Annotated in this window: 22 protein-coding genes and 1 pseudogene; 8 read left to right on the top strand and 15 right to left on the bottom strand. The window is 66.0% G+C overall.

Features of this window, described 5'->3' with window-relative positions:
• Window positions 1-235 precede the first annotated feature (235 nt).
• Window positions 236-1648 (bottom strand): type I glutamate--ammonia ligase, encoded by a 1413-nt coding sequence (glnA, locus tag QP166_RS11220; RefSeq protein WP_333915974.1) that lies wholly within the window; start codon window positions 1646-1648, stop codon window positions 236-238.
• A gap of 96 nt (window positions 1649-1744) precedes the next feature.
• Complete coding sequence (locus QP166_RS11215) at window positions 1745-2083, bottom strand: P-II family nitrogen regulator (RefSeq protein ID WP_028056880.1); 339 nt, start codon at window positions 2081-2083, stop codon at window positions 1745-1747.
• Between the two features lie 202 nt (window positions 2084-2285).
• Here QP166_RS11215 and QP166_RS11210 point away from each other — a divergent pair, with 202 nt between their 5' ends.
• Window positions 2286-3392 (top strand): CAP domain-containing protein, encoded by a 1107-nt coding sequence (locus QP166_RS11210; RefSeq protein WP_333915973.1) that lies wholly within the window; start codon window positions 2286-2288, stop codon window positions 3390-3392.
• Window positions 3393-3401: 9 nt separating this feature from the next.
• Here QP166_RS11210 and map read toward each other — a convergent pair whose 3' ends face one another.
• Window positions 3402-4226, bottom strand: coding sequence for a type I methionyl aminopeptidase (gene map, locus QP166_RS11205; RefSeq protein WP_333915972.1), 825 nt, complete (start codon window positions 4224-4226; stop codon window positions 3402-3404).
• A gap of 50 nt (window positions 4227-4276) precedes the next feature.
• Here map and QP166_RS11200 point away from each other — a divergent pair, with 50 nt between their 5' ends.
• A complete protein-coding gene (locus tag QP166_RS11200) occupies window positions 4277-5035 on the top strand; it encodes a competence/damage-inducible protein A (protein ID WP_333915971.1) in 759 nt (252 codons plus the stop codon).
• A 242-nt stretch (window positions 5036-5277) separates the two neighbouring features.
• Window positions 5278-6300 (top strand): choice-of-anchor A family protein, encoded by a 1023-nt coding sequence (locus QP166_RS11195; protein WP_333915970.1) that lies wholly within the window; start codon window positions 5278-5280, stop codon window positions 6298-6300.
• Window positions 6301-6555: 255 nt separating this feature from the next.
• Here QP166_RS11195 and ctrA read toward each other — a convergent pair whose 3' ends face one another.
• The 8 genes from ctrA to QP166_RS11155 all read right to left on the bottom strand — a co-directional run bounded on the left by ctrA (window position 6556) and on the right by QP166_RS11155 (window position 13682).
• Complete coding sequence (gene ctrA, locus QP166_RS11190; protein ID WP_184035080.1) at window positions 6556-7251, bottom strand: response regulator transcription factor CtrA; 696 nt, start codon at window positions 7249-7251, stop codon at window positions 6556-6558.
• A 42-nt stretch (window positions 7252-7293) separates the two neighbouring features.
• Window positions 7294-7539, bottom strand: a complete 246-nt coding sequence (locus QP166_RS11185; RefSeq protein ID WP_333915969.1) for a hypothetical protein — start codon at window positions 7537-7539, stop codon at window positions 7294-7296.
• Window positions 7466-8470 (bottom strand): AI-2E family transporter, encoded by a 1005-nt coding sequence (locus tag QP166_RS11180; protein ID WP_333915968.1) that lies wholly within the window; start codon window positions 8468-8470, stop codon window positions 7466-7468. The genes QP166_RS11185 and QP166_RS11180 overlap by 74 nt, the downstream gene beginning before the upstream one ends.
• Window positions 8471-8548: 78 nt before the next feature.
• Window positions 8549-9883, bottom strand: a complete 1335-nt coding sequence (locus tag QP166_RS11175; protein WP_333915967.1) for a hypothetical protein — start codon at window positions 9881-9883, stop codon at window positions 8549-8551.
• 417 nt (window positions 9884-10300) lie between these two features.
• A complete protein-coding gene (gene lpdA / locus QP166_RS11170; protein ID WP_333915966.1) occupies window positions 10301-11695 on the bottom strand; it encodes a dihydrolipoyl dehydrogenase in 1395 nt (464 codons plus the stop codon).
• Between the two features lie 60 nt (window positions 11696-11755).
• Complete coding sequence (locus QP166_RS11165; RefSeq protein WP_333915965.1) at window positions 11756-12142, bottom strand: acyl-CoA thioesterase; 387 nt, start codon at window positions 12140-12142, stop codon at window positions 11756-11758.
• Complete coding sequence (locus QP166_RS11160) at window positions 12139-12351, bottom strand: hypothetical protein (protein ID WP_333915964.1); 213 nt, start codon at window positions 12349-12351, stop codon at window positions 12139-12141. The genes QP166_RS11165 and QP166_RS11160 overlap by 4 nt, the downstream gene beginning before the upstream one ends.
• A gap of 11 nt (window positions 12352-12362) precedes the next feature.
• Window positions 12363-13682 carry a pyruvate dehydrogenase complex dihydrolipoamide acetyltransferase gene (locus QP166_RS11155; RefSeq protein ID WP_333915963.1) on the bottom strand — a complete coding sequence of 440 codons (1320 nt, stop codon included), beginning with the start codon at window positions 13680-13682 and terminating at the stop codon, window positions 12363-12365.
• Between the two features lie 135 nt (window positions 13683-13817).
• Between QP166_RS11155 and QP166_RS11150 the strand changes: the two genes are divergently transcribed.
• Window positions 13818-14270 (top strand): universal stress protein, encoded by a 453-nt coding sequence (locus QP166_RS11150; RefSeq protein WP_333915962.1) that lies wholly within the window; start codon window positions 13818-13820, stop codon window positions 14268-14270.
• Window positions 14271-14315: 45 nt separating this feature from the next.
• On the top strand, window positions 14316-15611 hold the full coding sequence (locus QP166_RS11145) for a M20/M25/M40 family metallo-hydrolase (RefSeq protein ID WP_333915961.1): 1296 nt from the start codon (window positions 14316-14318) through the stop codon (window positions 15609-15611).
• 30 nt (window positions 15612-15641) lie between these two features.
• Here the strand turns inward: QP166_RS11145 and QP166_RS11140 are convergent, their stop codons facing one another.
• The gene (locus tag QP166_RS11140; protein ID WP_333915960.1) at window positions 15642-16121 is read right to left on the bottom strand and encodes a GAF domain-containing protein; all 480 of its coding nucleotides are present in this window, start codon (window positions 16119-16121) and stop codon (window positions 15642-15644) included.
• Between the two features lie 286 nt (window positions 16122-16407).
• Between QP166_RS11140 and QP166_RS11135 the strand changes: the two genes are divergently transcribed.
• Window positions 16408-17661, top strand: coding sequence for a DUF1996 domain-containing protein (locus QP166_RS11135; RefSeq protein WP_333915959.1), 1254 nt, complete (start codon window positions 16408-16410; stop codon window positions 17659-17661).
• Window positions 17662-17736: 75 nt separating this feature from the next.
• Window positions 17737-18158: pseudogene (gene arfB, locus QP166_RS11130) on the top strand (alternative ribosome rescue aminoacyl-tRNA hydrolase ArfB).
• Between the two features lie 64 nt (window positions 18159-18222).
• Here the strand turns inward: arfB and QP166_RS11125 are convergent.
• The 3 genes from QP166_RS11125 to QP166_RS11115 all read right to left on the bottom strand — a co-directional run bounded on the left by QP166_RS11125 (window position 18223) and on the right by QP166_RS11115 (window position 20301).
• Window positions 18223-18648 (bottom strand): hypothetical protein, encoded by a 426-nt coding sequence (locus tag QP166_RS11125; RefSeq protein ID WP_333915958.1) that lies wholly within the window; start codon window positions 18646-18648, stop codon window positions 18223-18225.
• Window positions 18649-18842: 194 nt separating this feature from the next.
• Entirely contained in the window at window positions 18843-19547 is a 705-nt protein-coding gene (locus tag QP166_RS11120; protein WP_333915957.1) for an ImmA/IrrE family metallo-endopeptidase, read from the bottom strand.
• Window positions 19548-19638: 91 nt separating this feature from the next.
• On the bottom strand, window positions 19639-20301 hold the full coding sequence (locus tag QP166_RS11115; protein ID WP_333915956.1) for an RluA family pseudouridine synthase: 663 nt from the start codon (window positions 20299-20301) through the stop codon (window positions 19639-19641).
• Between QP166_RS11115 and QP166_RS11110 the strand changes: the two genes are divergently transcribed.
• Window positions 20287-21126: a M15 family metallopeptidase gene (locus QP166_RS11110; protein WP_333915955.1), complete on the top strand. Its 840-nt coding sequence runs from the start codon at window positions 20287-20289 to the stop codon at window positions 21124-21126. The two genes, QP166_RS11115 and QP166_RS11110, sit on opposite strands and share 15 nt — an antisense overlap.
• The last annotated feature ends 51 nt before the right edge of the window (window positions 21127-21177 follow it).

The following is a 21177-nucleotide window of genomic DNA, read 5'->3' as shown; positions in this document are numbered from 1 at the left end:
TAGCGAAGCAATCCAGGGCGTCCTGGTCCGGCCCTGGATTGCTTCGCTACGCTCACAGTCACGAAAGAGGGCGCCTTCCGGGTGGGAAGACGCCCTCATTCGAACCCGGCAACGCCGCCCTTCGGCTGCCTGCGAAGGCAGGCGCTCAGGACAGGCGTCGTCGGTCCTCACCTGCGGCGAGGCCGGCCGACAGCGCGTGTGCGGCAAAGCCGCACCGGCTGCCGGCACGGCAGCCTCACGCGCTGTAGTACATGTCGAACTCGACCGGGCTGGGGGTCATTTCCCAGCGCGCGACTTCGGCCCACTTCAACTCGACGTACGCCTCGATCTGGTCCTTGGTGAACACATCGCCCTTCAGCAGGAAGTCGTGGTCGGCCAGCAGCGAATCGAGCGCTTCACGCAGCGAGGCGCAGACCGTCGGCACTTCCGCCAGCTCGGCCGGCGGCAGATCGTACAGGTTCTTGTCCATCGCCTCGCCCGGATGGATCTTGTTCTGGATACCGTCCAGACCCGCCATCAGCAGCGCCGCATAAGCGAGATACGGGTTGGCCATCGCGTCCGGGAAGCGGACCTCGACGCGCTTGCTCTTCGGGCCGGTGCCGTACGGGATGCGGCACGAGGCCGAGCGGTTGCGCGCCGAATAGGCGAGCAGCACCGGGGCTTCATAGCCCGGCACCAGCCGCTTGTAGCTGTTGGTGGTCGGGTTGGTGAAGGCGTTGATCGCCTTAGCGTGCTTGATGATGCCGCCGATGAAATACAGGCAGGTGTCGCTCAGCCCGGCATAGCCGTTGCCCGCGAACAGCGGCTCCTTGCCGTTCCAGATCGAGAAGTGCGTGTGCATCCCCGAGCCGTTATCTTCCTTGATCGGCTTCGGCATGAACGTCGCCGACTTGCCGTAGGCGTGTGCGACCTGGTGCACGACATACTTGTAGATCTGCATCCGGTCGGCGGTGGTGGTGAGCGTACCGAAGGTCAGGCCCAGTTCGTGCTGCGCGGCGGCGACCTCGTGGTGGTGCTTGTCGCACGGCAGGCCCATCTCGATCATCGTCGAGACCATCTCGCCGCGGATGTCGACCGCCGAGTCGACCGGCGCGACCGGGAAATAGCCGCCCTTGGCGCGCGGACGGTGCGCCATGTTGCCGCCCTCATACTCGCGGCCGGTGTTGGTCGGCAGCTCGATATCGTCGAGCTTGAAGTACGACTGGTTGTACGACGTGTCGAAACGGACGTCGTCGAACATGAAGAACTCGGCTTCCGGCCCGACATAGACGGTGTCGCCGATCCCGGTGGTGGCGACATAGGCTTCGGCGCGCTTCGCGGTGGTACGCGGGTCGCGGCTATAGCCTTCGCCGGTCGACGGCTCGACGATGTCGCAGAAGACGATCAGCATCGGGGTGGCCGAGAAGGGATCGGTGTAGACCGCGTCCAGATCCGGCTTCAGGATCATGTCCGACTCGTTGATCGCCTTCCAGCCCTCGATCGAGCTGCCGTCGAACATCAGGCCGTCGGTCCATTCGTCCTCGCCCATCACCGAGGCGACCATGGTCAGATGCTGCCACTTGCCCTTCGGATCGGTGAAACGCAGATCGACCCACTCGATCTCCTCGTCCTTGATCTTGCTCAGAACGTCTGCGGCCGTGTTCGCCATGATGTTGCTCTCTCTCGCAAAAGCGTCGCCCCGACGCAGGGTCGAGGTGGCGCGGTAAGTGGCACGCTCCGATGACAGCGGAGCGAAGGAATGGGGTCAGATCGCTTCGTTGTCGCGCTCACCCGTGCGGATGCGCAGCGCGGTTTCGACCGGGATCACGAAGATCTTGCCGTCGCCGATCCGCCCGGTCTGCGCGGCGGCGGCGATCGCCTCGACCACGCGCTCGGTCAGCCCGTCCTCGACGACCACCTCCAGCTTCACCTTGGGCAGGAAGTCGACGACATATTCGGCGCCGCGGTACAATTCGGTATGGCCCTTCTGCCGGCCAAAGCCCTTCGCCTCGGTCACGGTGATGCCGGACACGCCGATTTCGTGCAGCGCCTCCTTCACCTCGTCCAGCTTGAACGGCTTGATGATCGCTTCGATCTTCTTCACGCGACGAACGCCCCACCCCGGAAAAACTTGGATGCCCCAGCAGCATCGATGCACCGATCGTGCCAGCCGCGGCGCGGAAGGGCAAGGCGACGACTCGCGGAAATCCGGGCTTTTCCGTGCCTGTAAAACGGGCATCAGCGGGATTGCTGCTGCTTTAGCGGGCACATGCCATTTCTTAACCCGGCAACCCTATGCGATGCCGATGCGATTCTCCCGCGTATTCCGGATCGGCGCCGTCCCGGCCTTGTCGTTGCTGCTGGTGGGCTGCGGTGGCGGGGGCAGCGATGGCGCCAGCGGCGGCACGTCGACCGGCGGCGTGCAACTGGCACCCGCACCGACACCCACGCCCACGCCGAGTCCGACCCCCGCGCCGAGCCCGACGCCTGCGCCTTCACCGACACCGACCCCCACGCCGATGCCGCCGCCGGTCACGCCGACCGGTAGCTGGGCGGCCAACGCCGCGGCGCTGTTCAGCACGCAGCCGGATGTCGCCGATTGCCGGCCGGGCACGCTCGTGCAGAGCGTGCGCGACGATGTGCTGGCGCGGCTCAATGCGATCCGCGCGCTCCATCGGCTGCCTGCCGTCACCTACTCGAGCGCCGACGACGAACAGGCGACACAGGCGGCGCTGATGATGGCGGCCAACGGGCAATTGAGCCATACGCCCGCTCCGTCGTGGAAATGCTATACGACGCTCGGCGCGTCGGGGGCGGGGAGCAGCAACCTGTATGGCGGGCTGATCTCGCCGTATCTCGCTTATTACACCGAAGACATGTACCTCGGCGGGTGGTTGACCGAGACGTCGAACCTGGTCGCCAACAACGTCGGGCATCGCCGCTGGATGCTCGATCCGTTCCTCGGCAAGATCGCTTATGGCCGCGTGGCGCAGGTGCTTGCCGACGGCAGCCGCACCGACGCCGCGGCGATGAAGGTGGTGTCGTTCACCGGCGGGGTCAGCGTACCTGCCAACCTGCCGCCGTTCGTCGCCTATCCCTATGGCGATTATCCGGCGCGCTATTTCGATACGTCGTCGCTGCTGTCGTTCACCGTCATCGCCGACACCACGCAACGCGGCGGCGCGAACGCGACGGTCGATTTCTCGAAGGCAGCGATCGCGGTCAGCGACGGGGCGAGCGCGTTGACGGTGACCAATGTCAGCTTCGACAATGTCGGTTACGCGGTGCCCAACAACCTGCAGTTCAACGTCACGGGGTTGAAGGCCGGGGTGAGCTATACGGTGAAGATCACCGGGGTCGGCGTGCGCGGAACGTCGACCGATTACAGCTACACGTTCCGGATCGTGTCCTGACGGGCGAGGTTAGTAGGGCGGCTTGTCGAGCCCGGCCGGCGAGCCGGTGAAGATTTCGCAGCCGTCCTCGGTGATCCCGATCGAATGTTCGAACTGCGCCGAGAGCGAGCGGTCGCGCGTCACGGCGGTCCAGCCGTCGTCGAGCAGCTTCACGTCGGGGCGACCGATGTTGATCATCGGCTCGATCGTAAAGATCATTCCCGGCTTCAACTCCGGCCCGGTACCCGGACGGCCGACGTGCACCACTTCCGGCGCATCATGGAACAGCCGCCCGACGCCGTGGCCGCAGAAGTCGCGGACGACGCCGAAGCGATGCCCCTCGGCATGGCGCTGGATCGCGTGCGCGACGTCGCCCATCGTGTTGCCGGGGCGCGCCTGCTCGATCCCGAGCATCAGGCATTCATAGGTCACCTCGACCAGTCGCTTCGCCTTCAGCGGCACGTCGCCGATCAGGTACATGCGGCTGGTGTCGCCGTGCCAGCCATCGACGATCGGCGTCACGTCGACATTGACGATATCGCCCGACTTGAGCGCCTTGTCGGCCGGAATGCCGTGGCAGACGACATGGTTGATCGAGATGCAGCTGGAATGCGTATAGCCGCGATAGCCCAGCGTCGCGGGCACGCCGCCGCCGGCCTTGACGAAGTCGTAGATCAGCTTGTCGATCTCGGCGGTGGTCACGCCCGGCACCATGTGCGGGACGAGCATGTCGAGCGTTTCGGCGGCGAGTCGCCCGGCCTTGTGCATCCCCGCAAAGGCTTCCGGCCCGTGCAGCTTGATCGCGCCGGTGCGCGCGAGCGGCGCATCGCTGGTGACGGTCACATAATCGGTCATGCGCGCCGATATAGCGTGGCAGGCAGATGATTGCGAGCTAGTGAGAGCGGATGACCACTGAACGCATCTGGACCGCCGCTTTGGTGGTGATCGGCGACGAGATCCTGTCCGGCCGCACGCAGGACAAGAATATCGCGCAGCTCGCGACCTGGTTGAACGTGCAGGGCATCCGGCTGGTCGAGGTGCGGGTAGTGCCCGATCGCGAGGAGGCGATCGTCGAGGCGGTCAACACGCTGCGGGCGCGGAACGATTATCTGTTCACCACCGGCGGGATCGGCCCGACGCACGACGACATCACCGTCGATGCGATCGCGGCGGCGCTGGGCGTGCCGGTCGTCGATCATCCCGAGGCGATCGCGGTGCTGGAGCGTCATTACGAGACGCGCGGCGGGTTGACCGACGCGCGGCGACGGATGGCGCGCGTGCCCGAGGGCGCGACGCTGATCGAGAACCGCGTCTCGGGCGCGCCGGGCATTCGCGCCGGCAACATCTTCATCATGGCGGGGGTGCCGCATATCACCGCCGGGATGCTCGACTGGCTGACCGGAAAGCTCGAAGGCGGCCGTCCGGTGGTCAGCGCGACGATCGGCTGCTGGGTCGCCGAAAGCGAGGTCGCCGAGCTGCTGCGCGCCACCGAGAAGGCGCACGAGGGCGTGGCGATCGGCAGCTATCCGTTCTTCCGCGACGGCCGAACCGGCGCCAATTTCGTGGTCCGCTCGCCCGATCCGGCGCTGGTCGACCGCTGCATCGCTGCGTTGACTGCGGCGCTGGAGGCCGACGGGCGCGTGGTGACCGAAGGCGGTATCTAGGGCCGAGAACGTCACTCCGATTCGGCATCCCGGACGTGATCCGGGACGTCGCGCTTATGCCGATCGCGACGAAGCAGGGCCATGGATCAGCTCCGCCACGACGATCGCACGGAGGTAAAAGATTGGAAGTCAATCGTTTGCAGCCACGCGTCCCGAAAATGGATCGGTAAGAAGGTAAACGACGTTGCGAGGCGCCGCGCTGCGCGTCAGGAAACCGGCTCAATTCTTCGGGATCAGGTACGATGGCGCATACAGCATGGAAGGTGGGATTGACGACGGCGCTGGCGCTTGCGGCGGCCACACCGGCGTCTGCCACCACCGTCATTCAGGGCATCGATGCACTGCATGAGTGGAACCTGATCGTGCTCGGCAACCTGACCTCGTCTTCGGAAGTCGAGGGGCGCACCTTCGTCGGCGGCACCCTGAGCGGCAACTCGTCCAACTATCAGATCCGCACGCCCGCTGCCTCGAGCGCGAAGACGCCCGCGCTGACGGTCGTCGGCGACGTGACCGGCGGGACGAAGAACCTCGTCGGCGGCGCGACGGTCGGCGGCAACGTCACCAGCGGCTTCTCGCTCAACGGCAATCCGCAGACGGTGCTGGTCGGCGGCACGATCGCCAACACCAACGTCAACCAGAACACCGTCAATTCGGGACAGGCATCGGCCGCGGGCTTTACCCAGGCGCTGATCGATCAACGCGACGCGCTGACCCGCTCGCTGACCGACCTGTCGAGCGGTCTGGCGGCGCTGACGGCGAACAGCACCACGTCGATCGCGAGCAATCGCGCCACTTTCGACGCGGTCGCGGGCAGCAACGGCGTGGCGGTGTTCTCCCTGGCGGGCAGCGACCTGTCCAAGTTCGGCGAAATCGCCTTCAACCGAAACGGTGCCGACACGGTGATCGTCAACGTCAGCGGCAAGGCGATCACGCTGGACGACAATTTTCTCGGCAACAGCGACCAGCTCGGGCGCAACGTGATCTGGAATTTTTCGGAGGCGACCGACGTGAACCTCACGACCGCGTGGCGCGGATCGGTGCTGGCGCCGCTCGCCAAGGGCACGACGAGCAATTACATCCAGGGCAGCGCGGTGTTCAACTCGATGGTGCAGAATGGCGAGATGCACCTCGACACCTATTCCGCCAACTTCCGCCCGACCGCCGCAGTGCCGGAGCCGCGGACGTGGATGACGATGCTCGTCGGCTTCGGTGCGCTCGGCGTGATGCTGCGCCGGCGCAAGCGGGCGCTTCCGTCGGCGGCCTGACGGAGGGGCCGGGGGCGGGGGCGCCTCCTGTCGCTTCGTTCGGTTAAGTTCGTGGCGGCGACTTACCCGTCATTGCGAGCGTAGCGAAGCAATCCAGGGCCGGATCAGGACGCCCTGGATTGCTTCGCTACGCTCGCAATGACGATTGGTGCGTTGGAACGACTTAAAGCGTGTTTAAACCTTGGTGATCAATCACCTTGGAGGCAGCGCGCCGAGATCGCCCCGGCCGACGCACCTCGACAGGTCATCCTTCGATCACGCGACCTGCACAACCTCTTCCGGCTCGCGCAGCACGTAGCCGCGGCCCCAGACGGTCTCGATGTAATTCTCGCCCTCGCACGCGAGGCTGAGCTTCTTGCGCAGCTTGCAAATGAAGACGTCGATGATCTTCAACTCGGGCTCGTCCATCCCGCCGTACAGGTGGTTGAGGAACATTTCCTTGGTCAGCGTCGTGCCCTTGCGGAGCGACAGCAGCTCCAGCATCGCATATTCCTTGCCGGTCAGGTGCACGCGCGCACCGTCGACTTCGACGGTCTTGGCGTCGAGGTTCACCGACAGCTTGCCGGTCTTGATCACCGACTGCGAATGACCCTTCGAGCGGCGGACGACGGCGTGGATGCGCGCAATCAGTTCCTCGCGATGGAACGGCTTGGTGACGTAATCGTCGGCGCCGAAGCCGAAGCTGCGCACCTTCGAGTCCATCTCGTTGATGCCGCTGAGGATCAGCACCGGAGTCTGAACACGCGCGACGCGCAGTTTCTTGAGCACGTCATAGCCGTGCATGTCCGGCAGGTTCAGATCGAGCAGGATGATGTCGTAATCGTAGAGCTTGCCGAGATCGAGGCCTTCTTCACCCAGATCAGTGTTGTAGACGTTGAAGCCTTCCGTCGACAGCATCAGCTCGATGGCCTTGGCGGTGGTCGGCTCGTCCTCGATCAGCAGCACGCGCATCGGCAATTCCCCGGTTGTCGGCGGCGATAGACCGTTTCTCGGTCACGCCTGTCTGGTTCGTTTACCAAACTGCATCTGAAGCAGAAAGGTTAACTGGCACTTAAATTGAGTGTTCCCTTTTTCACTTTGCTTGTCGATGGTTACTTCACGAGGCGTCCCCATCGCGGTGAACAGCGTGCGTTCGCGCGAACGCGGAATGTCTTCGCCCAGCATCTCACGGAGATACAGGCTGCGCACCAGCGTGAAGCCGACGACGAGGATGCCGCCCGAGAAGAACAGCCCGAACAAGCCAAATACCGCCCCGGTGCCGATGATCGCGAACAGGCTGAGCGCCGGCGGGATCGCGACGACTCGGCTGGTGACGAACGGCGTGACGAAATTGGTCTGGATGATCTCGCACCGCGGCGAAGACGCCCAGCGCCGATAGCAGTTGATCGGTGCCGGCGGTCGCGGCGAGGCCGAGCGCAGGCAGCATCGCGGCGACCGGGCCGACATAGGGGATGAACTCGCTCAGCCCGGTCAGCAGCCCGAGCATTGCGGGCGAGGGCACGCCCGCCGCCCACAAACCGACACCGACCATCAGGCCCATCGCGGTCATCTGGATCAATTGGGCGCGCAGCCAGAGCAGCAGGGTCGATCCGACGTCGCCGAGCGCATCCTCCAATGCGGCGCGTCGCGACGGCGGCACCAGCAGCAGCACGCCGCGCTCGTAGATCTTCGGGTCGACCGCGAAGAAGATCGCGCCGAACAGTACCAGCACGGTGTTGAGCAACAACTGCCCGGCGCCGCGCACGATCTCGCCGATATCCTGTGCGACTCGGCTGCCGGCGAAGGCCGCGCGCACCGCGTCCACCACCTTCGCGCCGACCGGGCTTTGCGACATGTACGCCTGGAATTGATCGAGCAGACCGGGCAGCGCGACGACCAACGTGTTGACCTGTGCGCGGAACTCGACCCCGAACAGCCAGAACAACAGCCCGAGGAACGCGAACAGCGTCAGGATCGCGGCAGTCATCGCGCGTTTGGAGCCGAGTCGGGCGCGGGTCGCATACAATTCGGCGATCGCGTGGATGACGATCGCGATCAGCATCGACCCGAAGGCGAGGATCAGCAGGTGTCGCGCGAGGTAGAGCGCGGCGACCAGCGCCACGATCACGATGATCCACAGCACGCGGCGGATGAAGCGTGCGTCATCCTCGTCGGGTGCCAGCCGGTTCAAGCGGGGGAGGCAGAACGTTTCACGAGCGACACAACGCGCACATTCCGAAAAAGGCGCGTCGTCGTGAACGAATTCCGCTCAGCGTGGCAGCAGCGCCACGGGCGGCGTCCAGTGGAGCAGCGCGTCATAATCCTGCGGTGGCGTGGCGAAGCGCGCGCGGGCGACGATCGCCGGGACACCGAGCAGGCCGGCGAGCGCGGCGAGAGCGATCATTGCGCGACGTGTCGGCGGGCGCCGGACGAGCAGCACCCCCGCCAGCGCGGTGGCGAGGATCGGCCACAGATGGTAGCGCAGATCGGCAGCGATCGAGATCGCCGCGAAACTCGCCTCCAGCGTGAGTGCCGAGGCGAGCAGCCCCAGCGCGACGCGGCGGGTAGGGCCGGGTCGGGCACCGCGCGCCGCCGCCAGCAGCGCGAGCGCGGCGGCAAGCCAGGCGAACGGCCAACCGAGCGGCGTCTGGATCGCGAGTGCCGCCAGCGACTGCCATGCCGCCGCCGCACGGCCGGGACTGGCGAGGCCGTAGCTGTTGGGCTCGCTGGCGGTCGGCGGTTCCGCGCCCGGCAAGCGCGCCGCAACGAGCCAGCGGAGCGTCATGTTCAGATGCGCGGCGCGTTGCTGGAGATAAGCGAGCGGATGGTGGATCGCTTCGATGGCGAGCGCCCGATAGAGCGGGCCCGGTACGCGCGGATCGAGCGCCGCCAGCGCGGCAGCGCAGGCGGGGGTGTCGCCGAGCGGATCCCAGAAATAGGGCGTCACGCAATGTGCCGCGCGCAACGTCGCACCGGTGCTGGCAGGAAGGCGGGCGACCGGCGCGTCGGTGCGGGCGGCGATGCCGGCGAGGTCGTAGCGCGGCTGGGTGCTGGTGACGTCGGTCGGCTCCGCGCCGAGCAGGCGGTGATTGATCGGGCCGGACACGGCGAGCACGCCGCCGATGATGACGAGCATGGCGGCAAGCTGCGCAGCGGGCCGTCGCAGCAGGAGCAGTGCGACGATCAGCGGTGCGAGCGCGAACACCGCATTGGCGCGGACGAGCAGCGCATAGCCGAACAGCAATGCCGCCGCCGCGCCGCTGGCGAGCGGCACCGGCGTCGTGCGCAGGCGATGACGCGCGATCAGCCCGGTGGCGGCGAGGCTCGCGCCGACCAGTTGCGCGTCCTTGAGCACCACGCCCTGCCAGCCGAGCAGCGGCGGCAGCAGGCCTGTCGCGAGGATCGCCCAGCCGGCGCGGCTTCGGCCGGTTTCGGCAAGCGCGTCGGCGATGAGGGCGAGACCGAACCAATATCCCGCGAGCTGGACCGTCAGCAACGGCGCGGCGTCCTGCCCGAGCGGCAACAGCGCGCGCCAGAGCCACACCATGATCGGCGGATGCCAGTCGTCGAGCTGGCCCGACACGACCTGCTCATATTGGCGCAACGTGTCGTATTCGACGTAGCCGGGCCAGAACAGCGCCAGCGATATCGCGAAGAGCAGCGCGCCGGCGAGCAGGTGCGGGCGGCGGATGTAGGGGTTGCTGCGGAGCCCGGATTGGTCCTCATCGTGCGACGCGCTTGGAGCAGGAGAGCGTCATTGCGAGCGTAGCGAAGCAATCCAGGGCGTCCTGATCCGGCCCTGGATTGCTTCGCTACGCTCGCAATGACGGAAGGCGGCTGTGGGGCGTTGCACCCAAACGACAGCCGTGCGCGCCAACTTCGAAAGCCGCTCCCATGATCCGTAGAGCGTCGCTGAAAACGCGCTTCGATTTGAAGCGACGGTCATCAGGAAGTGCGGCCCCGGCGCGGGCCGGGGCGACGAAGGTAGGAGGCGTCCCGAACGATCGACACGCCGCCGCGCCTAGAAGTGGATCGCGCGGCCGTAGGCGCCCAGCACACTCTCGTGCATCATCTCGCTGAGCGTCGGGTGCGCGAACACCGTTTCCATCAGCTCGTGCTCGGTCGTCTCCAACTGGCGCGCGACGACATAGCCCTGGATCAACTCGGTCACTTCCGCGCCGACCATGTGTGCGCCGAGCAGTTCGCCGGTCTTGGCGTCGAAGACGGTCTTGATGAAGCCGTCCGCCTCGCCCAGCGCGATCGCCTTGCCGTTGCCAATGAACGGGAATTTGCCGACCTTGACGTCGCGGCCCGTTTCCTTCGCCTTCGCCTCGGTCAGTCCGACGCTCGCCACCTGCGGGCGGCTGTAGGTGCAGCCCGGAATATTCCACGTCTCGAACGCGTGCGGGTTGCCGCCCGCCAGCTTCTCGACGCAGACGATGCCTTCGTGGCTCGCCTTGTGCGCCAGCCACGGCGCGCCGGTGACGTCGCCGATCGCGTAGATACCCTCGACGTTCGTGCGCCCAAAGCCGTCGACCTTGATATGGCCGCGCTCGGTGGTGACGCCCAGCTTCTCCAGCCCGATCTCCTCGGTGTTGGGGACGATGCCGATCGCGACGATGACGTGGCTATAGTCTTCGGTGGTGGACTTGCCGTCCTTGCCCTTGATCGTCGCCTTCACGCCGTCAGCGCCGGTGTCGATCTTCTCGAGCGCGGCACCGGTGACGATCTTGATCCCGTCCTTGGTCAGGCGCTTTTCCATGAAGGCGCTGACTTCCTCGTCTTCGACCGGCAGGATGCGCGGGAGCATCTCGACGATCGTCACGTCCGCGCCCATGTCGTTGTAGAAGCTCGCGAACTCGACGCCGATCGCGCCCGAGCCGATCACCAGCAGCTTGGTCGGCATTGCCTCGGGCACCATCGCGTGGCGATAGGTCCAGATGCGCTTGCCGTCGGCCTTGGCGAACGGCAGGTCGCGGGCGCGGGCGCCGGTCGCGACGAGGATGTGCTTGGCCTCCAGATCGACGGTGCCGTTGCCCTGCTTGACCGACAGCTTGCCCTTGGCCGTGATCGTGCCGAAGCCTTCGACCACCGTGATCTTGTTCTTCTTCATCAGGCCCTTGACGCCGGCATTGAGCTGGCCGGAGACCTTGCGGCTGCGATCGACGATCTTGGCGAGATCGAAGCCGATATTCTCGGCCTTGAGCCCGTAATCGCCCGCGTGGGTCATATAATGATAGATTTCGGAGGTGCGCAGCAGCGCCTTGGTCGGAATGCAGCCCCAGTTGAGGCAGATCCCGCCGAGCCGTTCGCGCTCGACGATCGCGACCTTCAGGCCGAGCTGCGCGCCGCGGATCGCGGCGACATAGCCGCCGGGGCCGGAGCCGAGAACGATAAGGTCGTAGGTGTCAGCCATGTAACCACTCCCGGGCCGCAGCCCCTGTTGTCACCACGGGCGCAACGGCCCGAAAAATTCTTACGCCGCCGGCGGCACTTCGCGGGGGCGACGGTCCTCGTCGATCGCGACGAAGGTGAAGCGCGCTTCCGTGACCTTGCGCGATTCCTCGCCGTGCCGGTCGCGCGCCCAGCTTTCGACCTGGATCGCGATCGAGGTACGTCCGACGCGTTCGATCTTCGTGTAGACCGACACTTCGTCGCCGACATGGACGGGAGCGTGGAATTGCATTCCGTCCATCGCGATCGTCACCGCGCGCCCGCGTGCGCGCCGCGCCGCGGTGAGTCCGGCCGCCGAGTCCATCAGGCTCATCAGCCAGCCGCCGAAGATATCGCCGTACGCATTGGCATCGGCGGGCATTGCCGAGACGCGGATCGTCGGCGCCTGTTGCAGTTCGCTCGCGCTCATGCAGCGGCTCCTTGGCGGCGGACGCGCCAGATGTCGCGCGCACCGAGCAGGCCGACCGCGACCAACGTCGCCGCGCCGACCAGCCAGATTGTCTCGGCGCCCTGCGGATAGCTCCACGCCGCGCCCTTGAAGACCAAGGCGGTTACGCCGAGCGACAGCGCGCTCCACGCGATCTCGCGCTTGTCCGCGCCCAGCTCCATCTGCGCCACGCGCACCTGCCTCAGGCGAGCATCGCCAGCGGGTTCTCGACCAGCTCGCGGAACGCCTTCATCAGCTGCGCACCGTCCGCCCCGTCGATCGCGCGGTGATCGAAGCTGCCGGTCGCCGACATGATAGACGCGACGCCGAGCGAACCGTCACCCAGCACCCAGGGGCGCTTTTCGCCCGCGCCGACCGCGAGGATCATGCCCTGCGGCGGGTTGATGACCGCCTCGAACTGCTTGATCCCGAACATACCCATGTTGCTGATCGACGCGGTGCCGCCGGTGAATTCCTCCGGCTTCAGCTTCTTGTCGCGCGCGCGTGCGGCGAGGTCCTTCATCCGGGTCGAGATGCTCGACAGCGACGCGGTATCGGCCTCGGTGATGACCGGGGTGATGAGGCCGTCGGGGGTCGATACGGCGACCGAGATGTCGGCACGCTGGAAGCTGACGAGCTGGTCCGGGGTGAACATCACGTTGCACTTCGGCACCTGGATCAGCGAGACGGCGAGCGCCTTGATGAGCAGGTCGTTCACCGACAGCTTCAGGCCGCGCGACTCGAGCCCGGCGTTGAGCTCGCCGCGCAGCTTGAGCAGCTTGTCGAGCTGCACGTCTACCGTCAGGTAGATGTGCGGCACCTGCTGCTTCGATTCGGTCAGGCGACGCGCGATCGTCTTGCGCATGTTGGTGAGCTTGGTCAGCTCATGCGGAATATCGGGGACCTGCGCCGGGGTCGGCGCGGGAGCCGGCGACGTCGCGGGGACGGCGCTGCCCGCGGCGGCGGTCGGCGCGGAGGCCTTGCCCGGCTGCGCACCGTCGACATCGGCCTTCACGATCCGGCCGTTGGGGCCGCTGCCCTTCACGCCCGACAGGTCGACGCCCTTGTCGGCGGCGAGACGGCGCGCGAGCGGGCTCGCCTTGACGCGGTCGCCGTCCTGACGCGCAGGAGCGGGCTTGGGATCGGCGGGCTTGCCATGGTCGCGAACGTCTTCCTTGGCGGGCTGCGCCTCGGTGCCGGTCTTGTTCGGGTCGGCCGGCGAGGGCTTGGGCTCGCTCTCCTTGGCGGCGGGGGCGGGGGTGCTCTCACCCTCTTCCTCGCCATCGGCGAGCAGCAGCGCGATAACCGTGCCGACCTTCACGCCGTCCGATCCTTCGGCAACCGCAATCTTCGAGATGACACCCTCGTCGACCGCTTCGAACTCCATGGTCGCCTTGTCGGTCTCGATCTCGGCCATGATGTCACCGGCCTTGACCATATCGCCTTCCTTCACGAGCCATTTGGCCAGCGTGCCCTCCTCCATCGTCGGCGACAGGGCAGGCATCTTGATTTCGATCGGCATCGTGATCCTCGAGAGGCTCGTGGGACAGGCGCCCGTCTCTTGCGGACGCGCGCCGTATGGTCAAGCCCGCCTCCTTCTCCCATGTGCTTGGCGTGACGGGTCGCGACCGGTACACCGGCGTGCAAAGGGGGCGTGATGCGCATCTATCTGACGGTGATCGACGACACGCCCGAGGCGCTGATCGCCTTGCGGTTCGCGGCGCGACGCGCGGTGAAGACTGGCGGCGGGGTCGAGATCCTCGCCTTGTTGCCGCCGCAGGAGTTCATTCCCTTCGGCGGCGTGCAGGCGACGATCGAGGACGAGCAGCAACGGCACGCCGAAGGGCTGGTGGCGCGCGCGGCCGGCACGTTGCTGGAAGAATCGGGCGTGCGCCCCTCGATCACGGTGCGCAGCGGCGACGGGCCGAAGGTGATCCGCGCGATGATCGCCGAAAATCCGCAGATCGCCGCCTTGGTGCTGGGCGCCGCCGCCGATGGCGCCCCCGGTGCGCTGGTCAACCATTTCGCGGCGGATGTCGGGTCATTGCCGGTGCCGCTGATGATCGTGCCCGGCGGGTTGTCGGCAGAGGCGATCGACCGGCTGAGCTGATCGCAATCGCTTGAGCATGGGCGATTCCCCCGTCACAACCGCGCGATGAACCATCGCCTGCTGCTCGCCGCCGCTTCCTTGCTCATCGCCACTCCTGCCATGGCGCGAGAGGCACCGTCGCAGGCGCGGCAACGCGCCACCGTCGAAAAACTGGTGTCGTTCGGTACCCGCCACTCGCTGTCGTCGGCCACCGATCCGAAGCGGGGGATCGGTGCGGCGCGCAAATGGGTGGCGGGCGAGTTCGCCTCGCTGTCGCGTGCGTGCGGGGGATGTATCGCGACCGAGCGGCTGTCGCGCCGCTTCGTCGGTCCGCGCGCACCCGATGGCGTGGTGATCGAGGACGTGCTGGGCGTGCAGAAGGGCAGCGACCCCAATCGCTACATCATCGTCGGCGCGCACATCGACAGCCGCGTCACCGACGTGATGAACGTGACCAGCGACGCGCCCGGCGCGAACGATGACGCGAGCGGCGTCGCGCTGGTGCTGGAGGCGGCACGCATCCTGTCGAAGGAGAAATTCGCGGCGAACATCGTCTATGTCGCGTTTTCAGGCGAAGAGCAGGGGCTGTGGGGCGCGACCCTGCTCGCCGAGACCGCCCGGGCGCGTGGCTGGCAGGTCGATGCGATGCTCAACAACGATATCGTCGGCAATACGGTCGGGCAGGGCGGGGTGACGATCGACGGCTATGTCCGCGTCTTTTCCGAAGGGATCCGCAGCAGCGAATCGCTGGCGGAGGCGACCGAGCGGCGCGGCGTCGGTGGCGAGGACGACGGCCCGAGCCGCGCGCTCGCCAAGGCGATCGACGGGATCGCGGGCACGATCCCCGGCGGGTTCGGGGTGTTCGTCGATCGCCGCCCTGACCGCTTCGGACGCGGCGGCGATCACGAGCCGTTCCTGAAGCAAGGCTATCCGGCGGTGCGCTTCTCGGTCGCGGCGGAGAATTGGGATCGGCAGCATCAGGATGTGCGCACCGAGAACGGACGCGTCTTCGCCGACACGATCGAAGGGATGGACTTCCCGTATCTGGCGAAGGTGACCGCGATCAACGTCGCGACGATCGCGCGGCTTGCCGCCGCCCCCGCCGCGCCGCCGGTGGCGTCGATCTCGGGAGCGTTATCCTATGACACGAAGGTGACGTGGACCGCGGTGCCGGGGGCGACGCGCTACAAGATCTATTGGCGGCGCGCCGATGCAGCGGCCTGGACGCAGTCGCGCGAGGCGACCGGTACCAGCCTCGACGTCGCGGGCGTCCCGGTCGACGACCATTTCTTCGGTGTCGCCGCGATCGGCGCAAATGGTGCGGAAAGCCTCGTTACGTTCGCGGGGCGCGAGAAGAAGTAACGGTTCGCCACGCGAGCCGTGGCGAGCGGACTACAGCCGCCCCGCCAGCATCTCCATGAGGGCCTCGCACCCGCGGGCGTCCTCTTCGTCGAAGCGCGCCGGCGACGGGCTGTCGAGGTCGAGCACCCCTAGCAGCGCGCCGTCGCGGACGATCGGCACCACCAGTTCCGAGCGGCTTGCCGCATCGCAGGCGATGTGCCCGGGGAAGGCGTGGACGTCGGCGACCAACTGCGTGCGCCGCTCCGCCGCCGCCGTTCCGCACACGCCCTTGCCGAGCGGGATGCGGATACAGGCGGCCTTGCCCTGGAACGGTCCGAGCACCAGCTCGTCCTCGACCAGCCGGTAGAACCCCGACCAGTTCAGGTCCGGCAGATATTGCGCGATCAGCGCGGCGGCATTGGCCATGTTCGCGATACCATCGCGCTCACCCGCAGTCAGCGCGTCAAGCGCCTCAAGAAGCTCGCGATACAGCGCCGGCTTCGATTCGGCTTCGATCTGGAAATTGTACATCTGTGTCGAGGTAGGGGCTGAGCGGGTGCTGCGCCAGAGGGAGTGCGGTGCGGGACGAACCGAAATTAAGACGCTGGTAAATGAAGTAAACAGGAAGTAACCAGCATCCTTGTAGCGGTCCCCTAAGTATTCGCACTATTAACAAAAATAAACCAAAAGTGTTAGATTATGTTAGGGTTTTGTCGCTAATCATGTCTCTACAGCGCGGCATCGGCCGTGCCGGTCGAACAACAGCGTTCTGAGAGAACCAAAGGTTCCGAGAACGCCAACAACGCCAGGGACTGTGATGAAAAAGATCGTCATTTCGGGCGCCATGATCCTGGCCGCCTCAACTGCTTATGCCGCCACTATCTCGTCGAGCACGATCAAGACGATCGCAAGCAAAGTGACGGTCATCGCCGCGCCGATGACGACGAAACTTAGTGGTGTCCTGCCTGCGACGATCACCAGCAATGGCACCGCCAAGACGATCGAGCCGGTTCCGGGCGCGATCTCTAAGGGATTGCTGCCCGGACAGGGTCAGCTCGATCGGATTGCTTCGAATTTCGATGCCGACAAGTATCTGGTCCCGTCGTGGGGCAGTGGCGAGATCGCGAGCACCGGTCGTCCCGACGTCGTCGGTGCGTTCCGCTTCATGTGCAGCCCAGGCCAGGTGCGGCGCGACGATCCGATCGTCTTCCCGGGGCAGCCGGGCAAGAGCCACCTGCACCAGTTCTTCGGTAACACCGCTGCCAACGCTTATTCGACGTACGGCAGCCTGCGGACCAAGGGTGACAGCACCTGCAACAACATGCTGAACCGCTCGGCCTACTGGATCCCGGCGATGCTGAACGGCAAGGGCAAGGTGGTGCGCCCCGACTACGTCGTGATCTACTACAAGCGCTTGCCCGAAAGCAGCCCCGACTGTCAGAAGATGGGCAAGGCATGCGTCGCGCTGCCGCGCGGGATGCGCTACATCTTCGGCTACAACATGAGCACGGGTGTTGCCGAGCATTTCTACTTCAACTGCGATGGTCCGACGGCCACGCCGGGCCATTATGCGGACATCGTGACCGCGGCGAAGAACTGCCCGGTCGGCAACCGGATCGGCGCGGTCGTCAATGGTCCGAACTGCTGGGACGGCAAGAACCTGAACAGCGCCGATCACCGCAGCCATGTCGGCTATGCGGACTATGGCGATACCGGCGTGCTGAAGTGCCCGGCGAACCTGCCGTACGTCATCCCGGCCTTCACGCTGGGCGCATGGTACGAAGTCGATGAGGATCTCGACCGGTCGGGCGAATGGTCGGCGGGCAAGTCGACCTGGTCGCTGTCGTCGGACACCATGCCGGGGATGCCGGTCAAGCGTCCGGGCTCGACCTTCCACGCCGACTGGATGGGCGCGTGGGACGACGATACCATGAAGACGTGGATGGATAACTGCATCAACAAGCTGCTGAGCTGCAATGGCGGCGATCTCGGGAACGGCAAGCAGATGCGCGGTGATCCGAACTTCGACTGGGTCGCCCATCCGCGGCTGATCGACGTCCCCGCCGCCTGAGCCGCGACGCGGCGCAGGACGAGAGGCCCGGTCGCACCGATGGTGCGGCCGGGCCTTCGGCTTTAAGGAGCGTGGATGGCCCGCCTTCCCGTCACCCGTTCGATCAGCATCGACACCGATCTGATCGAGGAGAGCTTCACCCGCTCGGGTGGGGCGGGGGGCAGCATGTCAATACGACCGATTCGGCGGTGCTGCTGCGATTTGACGTGGCAGGTTCCGATCTGCCCGAGCGGGTGAAGCTGCGGCTGGCGGAGCTGGCGGGAACGCGGATGACGCGCGACGGCGTGCTGACGCTTCGCAGCGAGGGCTCCCGGTCGCAGCATATGAACCGGGCGGACGTGCGCGAGCGGTTGCTGGCGCTGGTGCGCGAGGCGACGGTGGTGCAGGCCAAGCGCCGCGCGACCAAGCCGACGCGGGCGTCGCAGGTGCGGCGGGTGGATGCGAAGAAGGGCCGAGCGGCGGTGAAGGCGGGGCGGAAGAAACCGGCGTTTGATTAGGGTTAGCTTGATGGGGCGAGAGCTGGTGGGAAGCGGACGGTCAGCTTTTGAGTTGTGCCGCCCTTTAGCGGCCATTGGCCATATCGTCCGCGCCTCGCCCATTCGCGAGCGTAACCAGCGCGAACAAGCTGCCGGCTATGATCAGAATTGGCGAAAACATCATCAGGATGCCTAGCCCGATGTTGGCTCCGCCAATCCCGTCAAAAGTCGTGATTTTCCACAGATAGTAGCCCCAAAATGCTGCGGTAAGGCAAAGTCCAACGAGCCATGGTCGCCGAGCGCTGATCCCGAAGACAGCGAGCACCGCATATGGTGATCCAGCAATCAAAATTTGGAATGGGCTGGCGTCATCCCACAACCGCAATACGCTTACGCCGCGTGTCGCAGCCCAAACGGTGTTGCAGGTCGCAACAACAGCAAACCCGATGACAAGGGCTGCTATCAGTCCAACCACTGCACGCCTTGGATAGCTAAGCGAATGAATTTTCATGGCGCCACATTATTCAGCGGGCTTACCGTCCGCCATTGCTTTGTCACGGACGCCCGCAACGGCCAGTTTTGAGCGCAAGCGGACATCGGCTTGAGGGTGCACCGGCGGTACGATCGATCTGGTGGAGCCTCACTCCCGAGGGAAAGAGCCGAACGCTGCGAAGGACTGTCCGCCTCAATCTCTTGAGTTGGAGGTCAACTGTCGTCGGTTGATGCTTTGACAAGTGCGCAGAAATTACCTGTATGGCGAAGCTTCCAAGCCTGCGCCATGAATCGACCCTGATACCAGTTATAGGCGAGCGGGTTCGTCCGTCCGAGGCTCTCATAATGAGTGTTGAACCACGTACGCTCATCCTCACCGGGCGGAACCGGGTTCGGCAATGTCGTCAGATAGGAGAAGCGCCCGACAATGCGGCCGGTCTTCATAGGGTGGCGCAGATTGGAGAAGGCGATCGCAAATCGGTTCGCCATGATTTCTGCGTCGTAATGATCCAGCCCAAGCGATCGGATTGATTGATCCGCCAGCCAGTGCCCCAATTCATGCCCGACGAGGAAGTCATTGAAAAGTTGGTCGTACAAACGATGCGGCGGCTGTCCGGGGAAGTCCTTCGCCGCCCATCGTTCAAAGAAACTTTGGATCGGCGGTGGCAGCGTCTCCCAGCGACCGACAAAGATTGTTCGCTGAGTATCGTCATACGCGATGACGGAGGGCGTGCTCAGAACCGCGATCGTCGGTACGAACCGTGGCGTTATGCCACAACGTCGAACGGCGGTGACGAAGCGATCCCGTATCAACGAAATGCGCGTGCTTAATGGATCAATCGGCGCCGGTGCCGCCGCGATCTGGCAAGACGCGGCGGCGAGAACCAGAAGGATAGTGTTGCGCGGGCGCCGGAGCATGGAGGATTCTCCTTCGGGCCTCTCGTACACCTACTCCGTGGTATCCGCTAATTGGCGCAACCGGACCTCGCGGCCGTGCCGGATGACCGGCTCAGTCCGTCTTGTCTTCCTCGAACCCCAATGCCGTGAACCGCTCCGGCCACGGTGCCTCTGCGGCCACGTCCTCCTTGCCCGTGCGCGGCAGCGACAGGGCGATGGCGTGGAGCATCATGCCGCCGGGATGCGCCGTGCCATAGACGGGATCGCCGGTGACCGGCACGCCGAGCCCCTCGCGCGCGTGGACGCGGATCTGGTGCGTGCGCCCCGTGGCGGGGCGGAACTCGACCAGGGCGCGGCCATCGTGCGTCCCCAGCAGGCGCCAGTCGGTGCGCGCCGCCTTGCCGCGCGGGTCGCGGGTCATCCGCCAGCCTTCCTCGGCGGTCGATACCTTGCCGAGTGGCAGGTCAATCGTCCCGAACTCACCGGTGGGCACGCCATCGAGGATCGCGACATAGCGCTTGCTGACCTCACCGCGCTCGAACGCCTGCTGGAACCGCGCGTGCGCCTTGGGATTGCGCGACAGCAGCAGGCAGCCGCTCGTGTCGCGGTCGAGGCGGTGCACCGCGACCGGCCAGCGGTGGAACCCGAAGGTGAGCGACGACAGATGATTTTCGAGGCTGAGGCCGCCGGCACGCGGCGGATCGACCGGCAGCCCGGCGGGCTTGTCGATGACCAACGCCTCGCCATCGAGGAAGAGAACATGCTGACCCAACATGGCGCGGCTCTTGCCAGTTGCCGCGCGGCATGGCCAGAGGGCGCGGTGCAACTTCCGACGATCCTCGCCGCGCTGGCAGTAATCGCCGCCACTCCCGTGCAGGCGCAATTGTGCGATGGCGGGCGCGTGCCGACGTCTGCGGATGGCCGCGTGCTCGGGCATCTGCCTTATGGTGACGCCGCGCCCGACGCGCTGGTCCCCGTGCCCTCGGCCCTGTCGGTCAATTCCTGCGTGCTGCGGCGCGAGGTGTTGCCCGATCTGCAGCGGCTGATCGAGGCAGCGGCGCGCGACCCGGCGGCGGGCGGCCAGATCCTCGCCTTGTCGTGCCACCGCTCGATCACCTATCAGGAAGCGGTGTTCTGCCGCGAGGGACAGACCGATGCCGCGCAGCGCGCCTTGTCGGTCGCGCCGCCGGGACATAGCGAGCACGCTACCGGCTTCGCGCTCGACTTCGCGTTTCGCCCGCGCCGCAACGATTGCCCGGACGCCGAGGCGTGCGTCGCGGCGACCCCGGCGTTTCGCTGGCTCGTGAAGAATGCGGCGCGCTACGGCTTCGAAATGTCGTTCCCGGCGGGCAATCGCCAACGCGTGAAATGGGAGCCGTGGCACTGGCGCTGGGTGGGGGCGAGCGCCACGGTGCCGGGGGCAGCACGGGCGCGGGCGTTGTTCGCCGATGCGCGGGTGCGCTACCCGGCCGAACCGGCGGTGCCGCGCGATCCGGTCGTAATCGCGCAGGTCGCTGCGCCGCCGGTGTATATGGGAGCGATCGCGCCGCCGGAGTGCCGCAAGGGTAAGTGCAAGGTGGCGCGGGCGAAGAAGCGGTAGCTGCCGCCCACGAATGGGGTCACCTGATTCAAGGTCGTCACCCCGGCGAAG

The sequence above is a fragment of the Sphingomonas sp. LR60 genome (genome assembly GCF_036855935.1).
Taxonomy (GTDB): domain Bacteria; phylum Pseudomonadota; class Alphaproteobacteria; order Sphingomonadales; family Sphingomonadaceae; genus Sphingomonas.
The sequence above is the reverse complement of the archived record's forward strand: the minus strand, read 5'-3'. Positions and strand labels throughout refer to the sequence as shown.